General features: G+C 64.6%; 16 protein-coding genes. 7 read left to right on the top strand and 9 right to left on the bottom strand.

The window, feature by feature from the left end:
• Positions 1–28: 28 nt before the first annotated feature.
• Positions 29–490: a hypothetical protein gene (locus VGU00_RS01550; protein WP_327464795.1), complete on the bottom strand. Its 462-nt coding sequence runs from the start codon at positions 488–490 to the stop codon at positions 29–31.
• Between the two features lie 197 nt (positions 491–687).
• Between VGU00_RS01550 and VGU00_RS01545 the strand changes: the two genes are divergently transcribed.
• Positions 688–1653 (top strand): DUF3011 domain-containing protein, encoded by a 966-nt coding sequence (locus VGU00_RS01545; protein ID WP_327464793.1) that lies wholly within the window; start codon positions 688–690, stop codon positions 1651–1653.
• Positions 1654–1910: 257 nt separating this feature from the next.
• A complete protein-coding gene (locus tag VGU00_RS01540; protein WP_327464791.1) occupies positions 1911–2831 on the top strand; it encodes a DMT family transporter in 921 nt (306 codons plus the stop codon).
• Here VGU00_RS01540 and VGU00_RS01535 read toward each other — a convergent pair.
• Positions 2828–3430, bottom strand: coding sequence for a 2-hydroxychromene-2-carboxylate isomerase (locus VGU00_RS01535; protein ID WP_327464789.1), 603 nt, complete (start codon positions 3428–3430; stop codon positions 2828–2830). The genes VGU00_RS01540 and VGU00_RS01535 overlap by 4 nt on opposite strands.
• Entirely contained in the window at positions 3424–4155 is a 732-nt protein-coding gene (locus VGU00_RS01530; RefSeq protein WP_327464788.1) for an SDR family oxidoreductase, read from the bottom strand. The genes VGU00_RS01535 and VGU00_RS01530 overlap by 7 nt, the downstream gene beginning before the upstream one ends.
• 64 nt (positions 4156–4219) lie before the next feature.
• Between VGU00_RS01530 and VGU00_RS01525 the strand changes: the two genes are divergently transcribed.
• A complete protein-coding gene (locus VGU00_RS01525; protein ID WP_327464786.1) occupies positions 4220–4711 on the top strand; it encodes a helix-turn-helix domain-containing protein in 492 nt (163 codons plus the stop codon).
• Position 4712: 1 nt separating this feature from the next.
• Here the strand turns inward: VGU00_RS01525 and clpS are convergent, their stop codons facing one another.
• The 3 genes from clpS to VGU00_RS01510 all read right to left on the bottom strand — a co-directional run bounded on the left by clpS (position 4713) and on the right by VGU00_RS01510 (position 7942).
• A complete protein-coding gene (clpS, locus tag VGU00_RS01520) occupies positions 4713–5039 on the bottom strand; it encodes an ATP-dependent Clp protease adapter ClpS (protein WP_327465755.1) in 327 nt (108 codons plus the stop codon).
• A gap of 261 nt (positions 5040–5300) precedes the next feature.
• Positions 5301–6041 carry a phasin family protein gene (locus VGU00_RS01515; RefSeq protein WP_327464784.1) on the bottom strand — a complete coding sequence of 247 codons (741 nt, stop codon included), beginning with the start codon at positions 6039–6041 and terminating at the stop codon, positions 5301–5303.
• Positions 6042–6163: 122 nt separating this feature from the next.
• On the bottom strand, positions 6164–7942 hold the full coding sequence (locus VGU00_RS01510; RefSeq protein ID WP_327464782.1) for a class I poly(R)-hydroxyalkanoic acid synthase: 1779 nt from the start codon (positions 7940–7942) through the stop codon (positions 6164–6166).
• A 115-nt stretch (positions 7943–8057) separates the two neighbouring features.
• Here VGU00_RS01510 and VGU00_RS01505 point away from each other — a divergent pair, with 115 nt between their 5' ends.
• From VGU00_RS01505 to VGU00_RS01495, 3 genes are all read left to right on the top strand, one after another.
• Complete coding sequence (locus VGU00_RS01505) at positions 8058–9272, top strand: LL-diaminopimelate aminotransferase (RefSeq protein WP_058536696.1); 1215 nt, start codon at positions 8058–8060, stop codon at positions 9270–9272.
• Entirely contained in the window at positions 9269–9748 is a 480-nt protein-coding gene (locus tag VGU00_RS01500; RefSeq protein ID WP_327464779.1) for a DUF2721 domain-containing protein, read from the top strand. Before VGU00_RS01505 ends, VGU00_RS01500 begins: the two co-directional genes overlap by 4 nt.
• An 85-nt stretch (positions 9749–9833) precedes the next feature.
• On the top strand, positions 9834–10589 hold the full coding sequence (locus VGU00_RS01495) for a methyltransferase (protein ID WP_327464777.1): 756 nt from the start codon (positions 9834–9836) through the stop codon (positions 10587–10589).
• A gap of 3 nt (positions 10590–10592) precedes the next feature.
• Here the strand turns inward: VGU00_RS01495 and VGU00_RS01490 are convergent, their stop codons facing one another.
• Positions 10593–12173, bottom strand: coding sequence for an amidase (locus tag VGU00_RS01490; RefSeq protein ID WP_327464775.1), 1581 nt, complete (start codon positions 12171–12173; stop codon positions 10593–10595).
• Positions 12174–12304: 131 nt separating this feature from the next.
• Here VGU00_RS01490 and VGU00_RS01485 point away from each other — a divergent pair, with 131 nt between their 5' ends.
• On the top strand, positions 12305–13594 hold the full coding sequence (locus VGU00_RS01485) for a spinster family MFS transporter (RefSeq protein ID WP_414713489.1): 1290 nt from the start codon (positions 12305–12307) through the stop codon (positions 13592–13594).
• On the opposite strand, the gene VGU00_RS01480 is transcribed toward VGU00_RS01485, so the two are convergent.
• Entirely contained in the window at positions 13588–14178 is a 591-nt protein-coding gene (locus tag VGU00_RS01480) for an NADPH-dependent FMN reductase (protein WP_327464771.1), read from the bottom strand. The genes VGU00_RS01485 and VGU00_RS01480 overlap by 7 nt on opposite strands.
• 8 nt (positions 14179–14186) lie before the next feature.
• Positions 14187–14687, bottom strand: coding sequence for a L,D-transpeptidase family protein (locus tag VGU00_RS01475; RefSeq protein ID WP_327464769.1), 501 nt, complete (start codon positions 14685–14687; stop codon positions 14187–14189).
• Between the last annotated feature and the right edge of the window lie 8 nt (positions 14688–14695).

The raw sequence follows: 14695 nt of genomic DNA, 5'->3' as shown, positions 1-14695 counted from the left end.
CATGCGTGGGGCCGCGCAAGCGGACTAGCTATGTGGAACGATAGCCCGCGTCGCCCTCGAACTGTGCCTGTGCCTCGCGCCGCCCCTTGCCCATGAAGATATAGCCGACGACCGCGAGGATCAGCAGCGCGACGCCGAGCATCGGAACCGCGTCGCGCGTCGTGACGATGAGCGCGATCCACAGGATATTCACGATGGCCAGGATCAGGAATATGTTCTGGTTGTTGCCGGGAAAGCCATAGATGTCCCGCCCGTCGGCGGTGCGGACGCCGTGGACGCCCTTCAAATCGAACGCGTTGTAGATGTAGAAGCGGCCGCGTGTGCCGGGCGCGAGTTCGGCCGCGATGCTGTCGGTCACGACCGCATTGCGGATCGTCCGCGGTCCGACGCCGTCCTGCTGGAAGACGATGCTGCGAAAGATGCTGAGCCCGCCGCGGGCGCGCCTGAGGTCGACAGATTCAACGCTGCCGTCGATGATCGAAACGCTCATAATCGGATCCCCTGTTGTGGTGCGACCCAGGGGCGGAACCAAATTAGTCGAACCCGCAGAAGAAGGAAAGCATGGTTAAGCCTTCCTCGCCGGCCGTGCTTTGCGCATGGCGTTCGACGGGAAATTATGAAACTATCGCGCAAAGATCACAGGATAAGGGCTCGCGGCGAAACAGGTTCAACAGGGGAGACAAGGGCATGCGCAATCCAGTCGTCACAGCCGTTACTGCGGCTTCGCTTATCGCATCGCAAATGACGGTCCCGGTCTTCGCGCAGGCGACCACCTATCCCTATCCGCCCCCGCCGACGCAGCCCGGATATGATCCGGGCTATGCCGGGACGATCCGCTGCGAATCCTACGGTAACCGCCAGCAACGCTGCACCGTGCGGACCGACAATCGCGTCGATTTGACGCGCGTGATCGGCGGGCGCTGTTCGAAGGGGCGCGACTGGGGTTTCGACGCCAACCAGATATGGGTTTCGGGCGGTTGCCGCGCCGAATTCGGTTACGGCTATGCCGGCGGCGGTGGCTATCCGGGCAATGATTTTGCGGGGACGCTGAACTGCGAATCCTGGCAATATCGTTACGAGCAATGCAGCGTGCGGACCGACAATCGCGTCGAGCTCACGCGCAAGATTGCAGGCAAGTGCAATGCCGGGCGCCAGTGGGGCTATACGAACGATTATATCTGGGTCGACAAGGGTTGCCGCGCCCAGTTCGGCTATGGCTATCGCAACACGCGGCCGCCCGAAAAAGACAAGGACAAGGGGCCGAGCACCGGGCTGATCATCGGCGGCATCGTCGTCGCCGGCGGGTTGCTCGCGCTGCTCGCGAGCAAGAACAAGAAGAAGGCGGACGGCACGGCCGACGAAAGCCAGATGACGCACCCCGCCCGCGGCCCGGCGACGCTGAGCGCGAACCTCAGCGGCCTGCCGAGCGCTGCGCGGCCCTCGGTCCAGAATTGCATGAACGACGCGGCGCGGCAGATCGGCGCGACGGGCGGGACGAAGCTGTCATACGACAAGCTGGTTTCGCTCGAACAGGGCAATGGCGGCTGGCGTATCCGCGCGACGATGACCGCGACCTATCCCGACGGTGCGAAGCAGGTCGAAATGTATTGCCGCGCGACGCCCAGCGACATCATCCAGCTCGACTTCACCTAAGGGCTGGCGAGCGGCCCCGTTCGGGCCGGGCAAAGGCTGTTATGGGGTGGGGAACTGCCGTTCCGCTATCCGTCATCCCGGCGAAGGCCGGGATCTCACCCTCTCGAAATGACGCGCCGGCGAGATCCCGGCCTTCGCCGGGATGACGAGGATAGGGATGGCCGCAACCAGTCGAAAACCGTCATCCGCACCGATTGCATCTTTCGTTCGAACCGTGAAAGACGGGAGCGCGTTGGGGTAAGAGGGATCGGTACAGCATGGCGAACAACGGCGGCCTTGCGGCGACAATCTGGTCGCGCGCCTATCCGTTGCTCACGGTCACCGCGCTGTTCTGGGCGGGCAATTCGATCGTCGGCCGCGCGGCGCGCGATCTGGTGCCGCCCGCGGCGCTGTCGTTCTGGCGCTGGGCCATCGCGCTGGTGCTGCTCCTGCCGCTTGCCTGGCCGCATCTGAAGCGCGACTGGCCCGCGATCCGCGCGAACTGGGCAATCGTCGCGCTGCTCGGCGCGCTGGCGATCGGGTCGTTCAACATCCTGCTCTATACCGGGCTGCAAAGCACGACCGCGCTCAATTCGATGCTGATCCAGTCGGCGCTGCCCGCGCTCGTGCTGATCGTCGGTGCGCTGGTGATGGGCGACCGCACGAGTCTGCGCCAGATCGCCGGTGTGCTGATCTCGCTCGTCGGCGTGCTCGCGATCATCGCGCGCGGCGATCCGGCGATGCTGTGGGGGCTGCAGCTCAACATCGGCGATGCGATCATCGGCGGGGCGGTGCTGCTCTGGGCGCTCTATTCGGTGCTGCTCCGGCGCCGGCCGTCGGTGCATCCGTTGAGCTTTCTGGCGGCGTCGATGGTCGTCGGCATCGCGGTGATCGTGCCATTTTACGCGCATGAACTCTGGTCGGGCGTGCGGATCGTGCCGCAAATGGGGAGCGCGCTTGCGATCGCCTATGTGTCGATATTCCCGTCCTTCCTCGCCTATCTCTTCTTCAATCGCGGGGTCGAACTGATCGGTTCGGCGGCGACGGGCCAATATATGAATGTGATGCCGTTGATGGGCGCGGGACTCGCGATGCTGTTCCTCGGTGAGCGGCTGCACCCGTTCCATGTCGCCGGGCTCGCGCTGATCGTCGCCGGCATCTGGGTTGCCGGACGGCCGCCGCAGGATGCGCAGGCCTAGGCGAGCGCTTCCTCGACCTGCGTCAACCGGTCCTTGCCGAAGAACATCTCGCTGCCGACGAAGAAGGTCGGGATGCCGAACACGCCGCGCGCGACCGCGGCTTCGGTATTCGCCACCAGCTTCGCCTTGATGTCGGGCTCCTGCGTCCGCGCGAGGAGCGCGGGGCCGTCGAAGCCGTTGGCTGAGAGGAAGCTTGCGACGATTTCGGGATCGTCCATCTTCAGGCCGTCCTCCCACATCGCGCGGTTCACCGCGTCGACATAGTCGTCGAGCGTGTCTTCGTCGTCGGCGACGATCGCGCCGCGCATGATCGTCAGCGTGTTGACCGGGAAATGCGGGTTGAGGCGAAATCTGGAGAGCCCGTGCCGTTCGATGAAGCGGCGCATTTCGAGATTTTCATAAGCTAGCTTGGCGGGTGCATCGGCATATTGGATCATCGGCGCCTTGTTGCCCGTCGCCTTGAAGATGCCGCCGAGCAGGCACGGCGTAATGACAAGGTCGGCGCCGGTGCGGTCGAGCAGTTCGGGCAGCGCCTTCATGCACAGATAGGCGTTGGGGCTACCGAAATCGAAGATCAGTTCGAGTGTCTTGCTCACCATTTTTCTCCCCAGGGGCGGAGGTCGAGTTCGTGCGTCCAGGCGCTTTTGGGCTGCCTGTGGAGCATCACATAATTGGCGGCGATGGCGTCGGGGTTGAGGATGAGGTCCTGCGCCTTTGCCTTGTCGAAATCGGGGTGGCGGCCCTTGATGAATTCGGTGTCGATCGCGCCGTCGATGATCGTGTGCGCGACATGGATGCCCTGCGGCCCGAGTTCGCGTGCCATCGACTGGGCGAGCATGCGGAGCGCGCCCTTGGCACCCGAAAAGGCGGAGAAACCCGATCCGCCGCGCAAGCTTGCGGTTGCACCGGTGAAGAGGACCGTGCCGCGGCCGCGCGGGGTCATATGCCTCGCGGCCTCGCGGCCCATCAGAAAGCCGCCGAGGCAGGCCATTTCCCAGACCTTGGTGTAGACGCGCACGGTCGTGTCGACGATCGGAAAATTGACGTTGGCGCCGATGTTGAACACCGCGACCTCGACCGGGCCGACCTCGGCCTCGACCCGTTCGAACAGCGCGATCATCGCCTCTTCGTCGCGGGCATCGGCGGGGAAGGCGCGCGCCTCGTGGCCGGCATCGCGGATCGATTGCGCCAGCGCTTCCAACTGGTCGGCGTTGCGCTCGCGCCGGTTGACGCAGGCGGTGAGGCCTTCGGCGGCAAAGGCGCGGGCGATGGCGCCGCCCGTGGCGTCGCCGGCGCCGATGATGACGGCTGCTGGGTTGGTCATGCGACTCTCCTCTTGTGCTGCATAGTAACTATGATAATCATAGTGACAAGAGGAAAGGTGACACGTGCCCAAACGCGCCGATCTGTCGGATACATTTTGCCCCGTCGGGCGGTCGGCCGAACTGCTCGGCGACCGCGCGGTGCTGCTGATCCTGCGCGAGCTGTTATTCGGGAGGCGGCGGTTCGAGGTCATCGCCGCGAACACGGGGCTTGGACCGCAACTGGTTTCGGCGCGGCTCAAGATGCTCGTGGCGGAAGGCGTCGCCGAGCGCCGCCCATACAGTGATCGGCCGCTACGCCACGACTATTGGCTGACCGACAAGGGCAAGGATTTGTTCGATGTGCTGTACGCGATGCGGAACTGGTCGGAACGCTGGGCCTACGCCCCCGGCGAAACGGGCGACGGGCCCGCGATCCGTTATGTGCACCGGACGTGCGGCACCGATGTCGGGACCGCGAAAATCTGCCCGGGGTGCGGCGCGGAGCTGGGTTGTGGCGATTTGAAGGGCGAAGCGTCTCCGGCGCTCAAAGCCGAGCAGGTCGCGCGAACGGCTTAGCTCAGGCTTTTTCCAGCGTGCATTGCAGCGGGTGCTGGTTCTGCCGCGCGGCGTCCATCACCTGGTTTACCTTGGTCTCGGCGACTTCGTAGCTGAACACGCCGCACACGCCGACGCCCTGCTGGTGGACGTGCAGCATCACCTGCGTCGCCTGTTCGATGTCCATGTTGAAGAAACGCTGGAGCACCATGACGACGAACTCCATCGGAGTATAATCGTCGTTGAGCAGCAGCACCTTGTACATCGACGGCTTTTTGGCCTTCGCGCGTGTGCGCGTGGCGATGCCGACCCCGGGGGTGCCCGGCGTACCTTCGTCCTTGTCCGCCATCGCGCGGACGTTCTTTGACTCCGCCATGGCGCGGACGGGGGGGATGGTCGAAACTGGAAACATCATGCGCAGGAATATCGCAAGCCGCGGGCGAAGCGCAAGGGGCGCGCGCGCCGATTTTAACCTCTTGTTCGCCAGCGGGGTGCCTCGCCCCAAAACAAGAACCGCCCGCTTCCGAAGAAGCGGGCGGCCTTGGGGGTGTCGGCGCAGGCGGGAGGGGAGGGGGGAGTGCCCGCGCCAACTTTGGAAGCTGAAAGCGCCTTAGGCGGCCTTCATCTTCGAAGTGATGACCGAAACGCGGTTCGAGATCGGCGCGAAGCTGTCGTTCGTCAGCTTGACGACGAGTTCGCTGGTCTTCGAGGTCTGCGCAACGGCGGCGTCGAACGCCTTCTTGCTGTTTTCGGCATAGAGCTTGAAGAAGTCGGCCGGGGTCTTGACGGCGGTGTAGCCCTTCAGCGCGGCGGTCGTGTCTTCGAAGCTCTTGCGAGCATAGGTCACGCCTTCCTGGCCGAGCGTTTCGATGCCCTTGGCAGCGATCTTGCCGGCTTCGACGAGCGCTTCGACGTTCGCCTTGTTGAACTCAACGGCTTCTTCGGCGAACTTGCTCGACTTCGCGAACGCTTCCTTCGCCTTCTCGTTGAAGTCGGCGGTCAGGGTTTCGGCGCGGGTCTTGGCGTCTTCGGCGAACTTCTTGACGGTGTCGTTCATGGTCTTGAATCCTTTGGTGGCGAGGGCGGCCGGCTTCGGCGCGACCTTGGTCTTGGGGGCAATGGTCTTCGCAGCCGCCTTCTTGGGAGCGGCCTTCTTTGCTGCCGGCTTTGCGGCTTTCTTTTGGACCGGCTTGGCCTTCGCCGCGACGGTCTTGGTCTTTGCGGGCGCCGGAGCCTTCACCGCAGGAGCGGCTTCGACAACCGGAGCGACAGGAGCGGCCACCGGCTTGGCGGCGGTTTCCAGCGTCGCGGCTTCGAAAGCCTTTTCGGCACTATCCATCTTGGTAGCCATCGGGACAACTCCTTTATGTTGCAGTGCACAATATAGGAGTGGTTCGGCGATTTCAAGAGATTTTTGTGCAGTGCACAAAAAAATTCCGATCGCAACCTTATTGGCCTTGTAATGTCCCGATATTACCGCTGTTTGACATAGCGGCCGGGGGCATCCTCGATCGCCTTTTTAGCACCTTTTCCGGGGAAGCGCGCGCCTTTTGTGGCGGTCTTTGCGCTGTCCTGTGCCGAAATCCAGTCGATCCAGTGCGGCCACCAGCTGCCCTTCGTCTCGCGGGCGCCCGCAACAAAATCGTCGAGCGTGGCGGCGTCGCTGTCGCCGGTCCAATATTGATATTTGCCCGCAGCGGGCGGATTGACGACCCCGGCGATATGCCCCGATCCGGCGAGCAGGAAGGTCGTTGGTCCCGACAAATGATCCATCAGTCGCCAGACGCTGGCAAGCGGCGCGATATGATCTTCACGGCCCGCCTGGATATAGGCGGGGGTCTCGATCTTCCGGAGGTCGATCGGCGTGCCCATCACCGACAGGCTGTTCGGGATCACCATCCGGTTGTCGCGATACAGGTCGACCAGATATTGCCGATGCCACTTCGCGGGCAGGTTGGTGACGTCGCCATTCCAGTAGAGGAGGTCGAAGGGTGGATAGTCGTTGCCGAGCAGGTAATTGCTCACGACGTAATTCCAGATCAGGTCGCGCCCGCGTAAGGAATTGAAGGTCGCGGCCATATAGCGGCCGTCGAGGAAGCCCGGCGCCGACAGTTGCTGGAGCAAGGCCAGATAGCTGTCGTCGACGAACAGCTTGAGGTCGCCGGCATGTTCGAAATCGACCTGCGCGGTGAAAAAGGTCACCGACCTGACCTTGTCGGCTTCACCGCGCGCCGCGAGCATCGCGAGCGTGGCGGCGAGCGTCGTGCCCGCAACGCAATAGCCGATCGTGTGGACGGCGGGGACGGCGAGCAATTCGCGCACCGTGTCGATGGCGTCGACCTGCGCCGCGATATAATCGTCCCAGACGATTTCGGTCATCGACGCGTCGGCCGATTTCCACGAGACCATGAACACGCTGAGCCCCTGTTCGACGGCCCAGGCGACAAAGCTTTTCGCGGGATTGAGATCGAGGATATAGAAGCGGTTGATCCATGGCGGGAAGATGATGAGCGGGACGGTGAAGACCTCCTTCGTCGTCGGCGCATAGTGGATGAGCTGGTAGAGGTCGGTCTCGTGGATCACCTTGCCCGGCGTCGTCGCGATATTGACCCCGACCTCGAACGCGTCGGGATCGACATGGCTCAATTGCCCGCGCGACAGGTCGGAGAGCATGTGCTTGAGGCCCTTGAGAAGGCTTTCGCCGCGCGTTTCGACCGCGCGCCGGATAACCTCGGGATTGGTGAGCGCAAGGTTGGTCGGCGCCATCGCGTCGGCCATCGCCTTCGCCGCAAATTCCATCTTCGCGCGCGCCGCAGGGTCGGGACCGTCGAGCTGGCGCGTCGTCGCGAGCATCTGTTCGGCGAGCAGGCCATAGGTCTGGCGGATCATCGCGAAGACGGGGTTGGCGGTCCAGTCGGGATCCGCGAAACGGCGGTCCTTGCTTTCGGGCGCGGGGGCATCGGGCGCGATCGGCTGGCCGATGCTGGCGAGCGAGGTCCAGAAGGCCACGCCCTGATCCCACATCTTCGACGATTGTTCGGTCCAGAGCTTCGTCGCCGGATTGTCGATCCATCGGGCGGGGTCGAAAAGCGCGGCGGCACCGGCGTTGCCGTCGTTCACCTGACCCAGCGCATATTCGAGCATCATCTGCTGCGCGCGGCCGATCACGCTCGCCCAATGCTGCATGTCTTCGGGCGACGGCATGAAGGGATTCGGCGTTTCGATCGTGTCGTTCTTACCCGTATCGCTCATGCTCGTTCCTGCTGGTCAGTGCGGATATTATGCCTATAACAAGCCGCGATGCGGCTGGCGAGATTGCCGCTCGCGTCAATTCACAAGTAACGCAAAGGAGTTGTTCTAGTTTCCCATGTCCGAAGATGAATTCTATCGCATCAAGCGCCTGCCGCCCTACGTCATCGCCGAAGTGAATGCGATGCGTGCGGCCGCCCGCGCCGCGGGAGAGGACATCATCGACCTGGGGATGGGCAACCCCGACCTGCCGCCGCCCGCGCATGTGATCGAAAAGCTGTGCGAAGTGGCGATGAAGCCCGACGCGCACGGCTATTCGCAGTCGAAGGGCATTCCGGGCCTCCGCCGCGCGCAGGCCAATTATTACGGCCGCCGTTTCAACGTCGACCTTGATCCCGAGACCGAGGTCGTCGTGACGATGGGGTCGAAGGAAGGGCTCGCGAGCCTTGCGACCGCGATCACCGGTCCCGGCGACGTCGTGCTCGCGCCGAACCCCAGCTATCCGATCCATACGTTCGGTTTCATCATCGCCGGCGCGACGATACGCAGCGTGCCGACGACGCCCGACGAGAATTACTGGCGCGCGCTCGACCGCGCGATGGCCTTCACCGTGCCGCGCCCGTCGATCCTCGTCGTCAACTATCCGTCGAACCCGACCGCCGAAGCCGTCGACCTCGCCTTCTACGAACGCCTCGTCGCCTGGGCGAAGGAGAATAAGGTCTGGGTCCTCAGCGACCTTGCCTATTCGGAACTTTATTACGACGGCAACCCGACGCCCTCGATCCTGCAGGTGCCGGGCGCTAAGGATGTCGCGATCGAGTTTACCTCGATGTCGAAAACCTATTCGATGGCGGGCTGGCGCATGGGTTTCGCGGTCGGCAACAAGCGGCTGATCGCGGCGATGACGCGCGTCAAATCCTATCTCGACTATGGCGCCTTCACGCCGATCCAGGCGGCGGCGTGCGCGGCGCTCAACGGGCCGCAGGATATCGTCCAGAAGAACCGCGACCTGTACCAGAAACGCCGCGACGTGATGGTCGAAAGCTTCGGCCGTGCGGGCTGGGACATCCCCAGCCCCAAGGCGTCGATGTTCGCCTGGGCGCCGCTGCCGCCCGCGCTCAAGGAGATGGGAAGCCTCGAGTTTTCGAAGCAGCTCCTGACCCATGCCAAGGTCGCGGTCGCGCCGGGCGTCGGTTATGGCGAGGACGGCGAAGGCTATGTCCGCATCGCGATGGTCGAAAATGAACAGCGCATCCGGCAGGCCGCGCGCAACGTCCGCAAATTCCTTGCGATGCACGGCGTCAACACGCCGTCGGTCGCAGCCGGGGGATGATGGACGCCGGCGCGATTGCGCAGACGATCCAGCTGTCGGTCACGCCGGTGTTCCTGCTGGTGGCGACCGGCAGCCTGCTCAACGTGATTGCGGGGCGATTGGCGCGCGTTGTCGATCGCTCGCGCAACCTGATGGAGCGCTGGGCCGAGACCGAAGGCGTCGAGCATGACCGCATCGTCGCCGAACTGCGCATCGCCGACCGAAGGATGGGGATCATCAACAATTCGATCCTCTCGGCAGTCGCTTGCGGGATCGTCGTCTGCCTGCTCGTCGCGCTGCTTTTCACACAGGCGTTTACCGGCATCAACCTTGGCGTCGCCGCGTCATGGGCCTTTGCCGTTGCGATGCTGCTGCTGTTGATCTCGCTAATCCTGTTCCTCGTCGAGGTCCGGCTGGCGGTGCGTGCGATCCATGTGCCGATGGAATTGCTCGAGCTCGAAGAAATGGGCTGGAAGAAGCGGCGCGACCGGCGCTGATAGACAATGGGCGGCGGCTCGTCGAAGCGCGCTCGCCTTTGCCCCGGACGGCCGCCACAGCGGGGAGATAAAGGGGAGAGATATCATGCGCAAATATCGACTTTTGATGCCCTTCGTCGGCGCCGCGATGCTCTTCGCGGCGCCCGCCGTCGCTGCCATGCCCGACAAGGCCGTCGCTGCAGCGGTCGCGGACAAGGCCCGGCTTGCCGACAATCGCGAGCTCGACGAGGGACGCCATCCCGCCGATGTGCTGGCCTTTGCGCAGGTGAAGCGCGGGGCGACCGTCGCCGACCTGCTCGCGGGCAATGGCTATTACAGCGAGATGCTCGCCGATCTCGTCGGGCCGAAGGGCACCGTCATTCCGATGAACTCGCCGCGTTTCCACAAGGCGGAAACCTGGGCGACCATCGTCAAGGCCTATCCGAACATGGCGCCGATGGTGCGGCCGGTGAACACGATCGTGCTGGCGCCGAAGAGCGTCGATATGATCTTCACGCACCTCGTCTACCACGACCTCTACTGGCAGAGCGAAAAGTTCGATTTTCCGCGCGTCGACGTCGATGCGATGCTCGCCAACTGGTTCAGCGCGGTGCGGCCCGGCGGATCGGTTATCGTCGTCGACCATGTCGGTCCGGCGGGCGATACGCGCGAGGTGGTCGAGAAGCTGCACCGCATCGACCCCGCGAAAGTGCGCGCCGACATGGAGCGCGCGGGTTTCGTCTTCGACGGCGAGAGCGAGGCGCTGCGCCTCACGGCCGACGACCACAGCAAGAATGTGTTCGATCCGGCGATCCGCGGCAAGACCGATCGCTTCATGATGCGCTTCAAAAAGCCGGCGTAAGGTTCAGGGTCCGACGCTGGCCCGAAAGGTCGGCGTTACGCGCTTGCGGCTTGCCTGTTCATAAGCATAGCCCGCGGCCAATATCTCCGCGTCGCTCCATTTCGGGCCGATGAGAGAGAGGCCGATCGGCAGGCCGTCGACCGTTCCCATCGGCACAGTGAGGTGCGGATAGCCGGCAACCGCGGGAAGCTGGCTGGTGCCCGGACCGTTATAGCTGTCCCCCTTGGCAAGGTCGCTGACCCATGCGGGGCCGTTGGTGACGCCGACGAGCAGGTCGGCGCGGTGCGTCTTCAGCAGGCGGTCGATGCCTTCGGGGCCTGCCAGCCGGGCGGCCTTTTCGCGCGCGGCGAGATAGGCGGGATTATCGAGGCCGCCCTTGCCCTCGGCCATTTCGAAGATCGACTGGTCGAACCATTTGAGTTCTTCGGGGTTCGCCTTGTTGAAGGCGATGACGTCGGCGAGCGTCCGCGGGGCGTGCGCGCCCGGCAATGTCGTAAGATAGGTCGCAAGATCGGCCTTGAATTCGGTGAGCAGGATTTCGAACTCGGCGGCGCCGAGCCCTTCGCTCCCCGACCGGCTGTCGGCGATGTCGACGAGCGTCGCGCCGAGGCCCTCCATCTGTTTCAGCGCCGCGTCGAACAGCGCCGCGACATCGGCGCGCTCGCCCACGCGGTCGCGCATCACGCCGATACGCTTGCCCTTCAGCGCGCCGGGCGAGAGCGCGGCGACATAGTCGGTCTTGCGCGCATCGGCCTCGGCGGTCGCGGGATCGGCGGGATCGCTGCCCGCGATCGCGTTCATCACTGCGGCGGCATCGCGGACGGTCAGCGTCATCGGGCCCGCGGTGTCCTGCGTATGACTGATGGGCACGATATGCGTGCGACTGACCAGCCCGACGCTTGGCTTGAAGCCGACGATGCCGTTGACCCCGGCGGGGCAGGTGATCGAGCCGTCGGTCTCGGTTCCGATCGCGATCGGGGCGAGGCTCGCGGCGACCGCGGCCGCGCTGCCCGACGACGATCCGCAGGCATTGCGATCGAGCGCGTGGGGGTTCTTCGTCAGCCCTCCGATCGCGCTCCAGCCGCTCGTCGAATTGTCCGAACGGATGTTCGCCCATTCGCTGAGGTTGGTCTTGCCGAGAATGATCGCGCCGGCGTTGCGCAGCTGTCCGACGATGGGTGCATCGCGACCCGTGACATTGTCCTTGAGCGCGAGCGAGCCCGCGGTCGTGGCCCACGGGCCCGCAGTCTCGATATTGTCCTTGAGCAGGATCGGGATGCCGTGCAGCGGCCCGCGCACCTTGCCCGCCTTGCGCTCGTCGTAAAGCCTTTGCCCCTCGGCATAGGCTTCGGTCTGCGAAAGGTTGACGATCACGGCCTCAAGTTTGGGCCCATAGTCGTCGAGCCGGCCGATCCGGTCCTGATAGACCGACAGCATCAGCCCTTCGTAGAGCTGGCCGCTCTCCATTTCGGCGCGCAGCGTCGCGGCATCCTTGCCTTCGACGTCGGGAAGCGGCGGCGGCATCGCCGCGGCGGGGGCGATGGCGAGCAGGGCGACGACGCCGAACAGCGAAATTTTTTGCATGGGCCGCAGGCTGGCAGCCGTAGCGGCAATTGCAAGTGGCGATTTTCGCTTTGCCCCAACGGCGTTGACAGGGAGGGGCGCGGTCTGCACCCATGGCGCCACGGGAGAAAAAAATGAGCCAGAATGACGCGATGGCCGCCGCCGCGACGGTACCGGCCGGTGAAGCGGCGACGCCGGTACGGCGCATGCTGTGGGTGCTGCTCGCCGTCTATATCCTGAACTTCCTCGACCGCCAGATCGTCAACATCCTCGCCGAACCGATCGCGCGCGACCTGTCGCTTTCGGACGCCGACATCGGACTGCTCACCGGCCTGGCCTTCGCGCTCTTCTACACGTTCCTCGGCATTCCGATCGCGCGTTATGCGGACAAGCCGTCGACCAACCGTATCGGGCTGATCTCGGTTTCGCTCGCCATCTGGTCGGGCATGACCGTGCTGTGCGGCATGGCGCAGAATTTTACGCAATTGCTCCTTGCGCGCATCGGCGTCGGCGTGGGGGAGGCAGGGTGCACGCCGGCCGCGCATTCGCTGATCACCGATCGCGTCGAGCCGGCAAAACGCGCCTCGGCGATCGCTTTCTATGGTCTCGGTATCCCGATCGGCAGCCTGCTGGGCCTGATCGTCGGCGGCCTCATCGCCGACGCATGGGGGTGGCGCATCGCCTTCATGGTGGTTGGGGTGCCCGGTATCCTGCTCGCTCTCGTCCTGCCCATGATGATCAAGGAAGTCCGCCACAAGGCTCCGGCCGGTACGGCCGCCGCGCCGGCCGAATTCTCGGTCGGGGGCGCGCTCAAGGAAGTCTTCGGCACCCGGGCCTTCCTCTACATCGCGATCGCTTCGTCGTTCACCGCCTTTCTCGGCTATGGCAAGGGCGTGTGGGCGCTCATCCTGTTCCAGCGCTCGCATGGTCTGAGCCCCGGCGAGACGGGGCTGCTGCTCGGCGTCGCGCTCGGCATCGCGGGCATTTTCGGGACCTGGCTTGGCGGCTATCTCGCCGACCGCTTCGGCAAGGTCGACAAGCGGCACATGCTCACGACGCCCGCGGTCGGGATGGCGATCGCGGCGCCGATCCTGTTCCTCGGTTACTGGGTCGACGAATGGCATGTCGCGATCGCGCTGCTGTTCGTGCCCACCGTGCTCAACGCGGCCTATTATGGTCCGACCTTCGCTTGCGTCCACGGCCTCGTTCGGCCGCAGGCGCGCGCGATGGCGAGCGCGGTCATGCTGTTCCTGCAGAACCTGATCGGCCTCGGCCTTGGCCCGCTGCTGTTCGGCATCGCGTCGGAAATGCTGAAGCCGGCAGTCGGCGTCGAGAGCGTGCGCTATGTGCTGTACGGCGCCGCCTGGCTCGGCCTCATCCCCGCCTTCTTCTTCTGGCGCGCTAGCTTGCGGCTTAACAGCGAGCTCAAGCCCGTTCAGTAAGGCGGATCGACCTTCGCCCTTTGGGCCTTCGCGGCGTCGATCCACCAGTTCAGGTCGTCGGCGAAGCGCGGGAACAGCCGCTCGAGCTGCTTGCCCTCGTCGCCCATCGGTGCGCCGTCGGCGTCGAAGGTCTTGCCGATGCGTGCGACGGGCAGGATCGACGAAATCACGGCCATCCCCATTTCGCCCAAAATGTCGCGCCACCCCATCATCGCGCGCACCCCGGCGAAGGAGCCGGCCGAGTAACAGGCGATCGCGGCGGGCCGCCAGAACCATTCCTCGAGATAATGGTCGGTCAGGTTCTTGAGCCCCGGTTGCGGCCCCCAATTATATTCGCCGGTGACGAACAGGAAGCCGTCGGCGGCGCGGATCTTGCTCGCGAGCTCCTCCATTGCGGCCGGCGCCTCGCCCTTCGGATATTCCTTGTACATGCGGTCGAGCATCGGGAGGTCGACGGCTTTCGCGTCGATCAGTTCGGCGCTGTCGCCGCGCGCCTTGATCGCATCGACAAGCCAGTTGGCGAGCCTGATCCCGTGTCGGTCGCGGCGATAGCTGCCATAGAAAACAAGAATGTGGCGGGGCATGATGGTTCCTAGGGTCGGATGGTGATCGGGATGCCGTCGGGCACGATATCCCACAGCTGCTTTATCCCGGCATTCGACAGCGCGATACAACCGTCGGTCCAGTCGCGCGCGATCGGCGGCCCCGGCCATGCGTTCGGCTGGCCGTGGATGAAGATGTCGCCGCCGGGCGAGCGGCCGCGCGCCTTGGCATAGGCGCGGTCGGCGGCGTTGGGATAAGATATGCGCAGCGACAGATGATAGGCGCTCTTCGGATTGCGCCCGTTGATCGTGTAGCGTCCCTCGGGCGTTCGCTCGTCGCCTTCGAACCGCTTGTGACCGGTCGGCGCGTCGCCGAAGCGGATGCCCGAATAGCGGACGATCTCGCGGTTGCCGGCATAAGCGATCAGCACGCGCTCGCTCTTGTCGACCAGCAGACGGTCGGCCTTGGTCCCGACCGGCGGCGCGGGCTGCGAGTTCGCGGGGCTGCAGGCGGCGAGCAGCAGCAGGAGCGGGATGGCGAGGCGGCGCATGGCGCGAT

It is taken from the genome of Sphingopyxis sp. (genome assembly GCF_035944815.1).
In the GTDB taxonomy this organism is placed as follows: Bacteria; Pseudomonadota; Alphaproteobacteria; order Sphingomonadales; family Sphingomonadaceae; genus Sphingopyxis.
Note: the sequence above shows the minus strand (reverse complement) of the source record. Positions and strands in the feature narration are given on the sequence as shown.

What these genes read in the sequence shown, in the direction of transcription:
- VGU00_RS01475 (WP_327464769.1), bottom strand. Translation starts at nt 14,687, where the DNA reads ATGCGCCGCCTCGCCATCCCGCTCCTGCTGCTGCTCGCCGCCTGCAGC.
- VGU00_RS01550 (WP_327464795.1), bottom strand. Translation starts at nt 490, where the DNA reads ATGAGCGTTTCGATCATCGACGGCAGCGTTGAATCTGTCGACCTCAGG.
- VGU00_RS01510 (WP_327464782.1), bottom strand. Translation starts at nt 7,942, where the DNA reads ATGAGCGATACGGGTAAGAACGACACGATCGAAACGCCGAATCCCTTC.
- VGU00_RS01480 (WP_327464771.1), bottom strand. Translation starts at nt 14,178, where the DNA reads ATGCCCCGCCACATTCTTGTTTTCTATGGCAGCTATCGCCGCGACCGA.
- VGU00_RS01485 (WP_414713489.1), top strand. Translation starts at nt 12,305, where the DNA reads ATGGCCGCCGCCGCGACGGTACCGGCCGGTGAAGCGGCGACGCCGGTA.
- VGU00_RS01495 (WP_327464777.1), top strand. Translation starts at nt 9,834, where the DNA reads ATGCGCAAATATCGACTTTTGATGCCCTTCGTCGGCGCCGCGATGCTC.
- VGU00_RS01545 (WP_327464793.1), top strand. Translation starts at nt 688, where the DNA reads ATGCGCAATCCAGTCGTCACAGCCGTTACTGCGGCTTCGCTTATCGCA.
- VGU00_RS01490 (WP_327464775.1), bottom strand. Translation starts at nt 12,173, where the DNA reads ATGCAAAAAATTTCGCTGTTCGGCGTCGTCGCCCTGCTCGCCATCGCC.
- VGU00_RS01530 (WP_327464788.1), bottom strand. Translation starts at nt 4,155, where the DNA reads ATGACCAACCCAGCAGCCGTCATCATCGGCGCCGGCGACGCCACGGGC.
- VGU00_RS01505 (WP_058536696.1), top strand. Translation starts at nt 8,058, where the DNA reads ATGTCCGAAGATGAATTCTATCGCATCAAGCGCCTGCCGCCCTACGTC.
- VGU00_RS01535 (WP_327464789.1), bottom strand. Translation starts at nt 3,430, where the DNA reads ATGGTGAGCAAGACACTCGAACTGATCTTCGATTTCGGTAGCCCCAAC.
- VGU00_RS01515 (WP_327464784.1), bottom strand. Translation starts at nt 6,041, where the DNA reads ATGGCTACCAAGATGGATAGTGCCGAAAAGGCTTTCGAAGCCGCGACG.
- VGU00_RS01540 (WP_327464791.1), top strand. Translation starts at nt 1,911, where the DNA reads ATGGCGAACAACGGCGGCCTTGCGGCGACAATCTGGTCGCGCGCCTAT.
- clpS (WP_327465755.1), bottom strand. Translation starts at nt 5,039, where the DNA reads ATGGCGGACAAGGACGAAGGTACGCCGGGCACCCCCGGGGTCGGCATC.
- VGU00_RS01500 (WP_327464779.1), top strand. Translation starts at nt 9,269, where the DNA reads ATGATGGACGCCGGCGCGATTGCGCAGACGATCCAGCTGTCGGTCACG.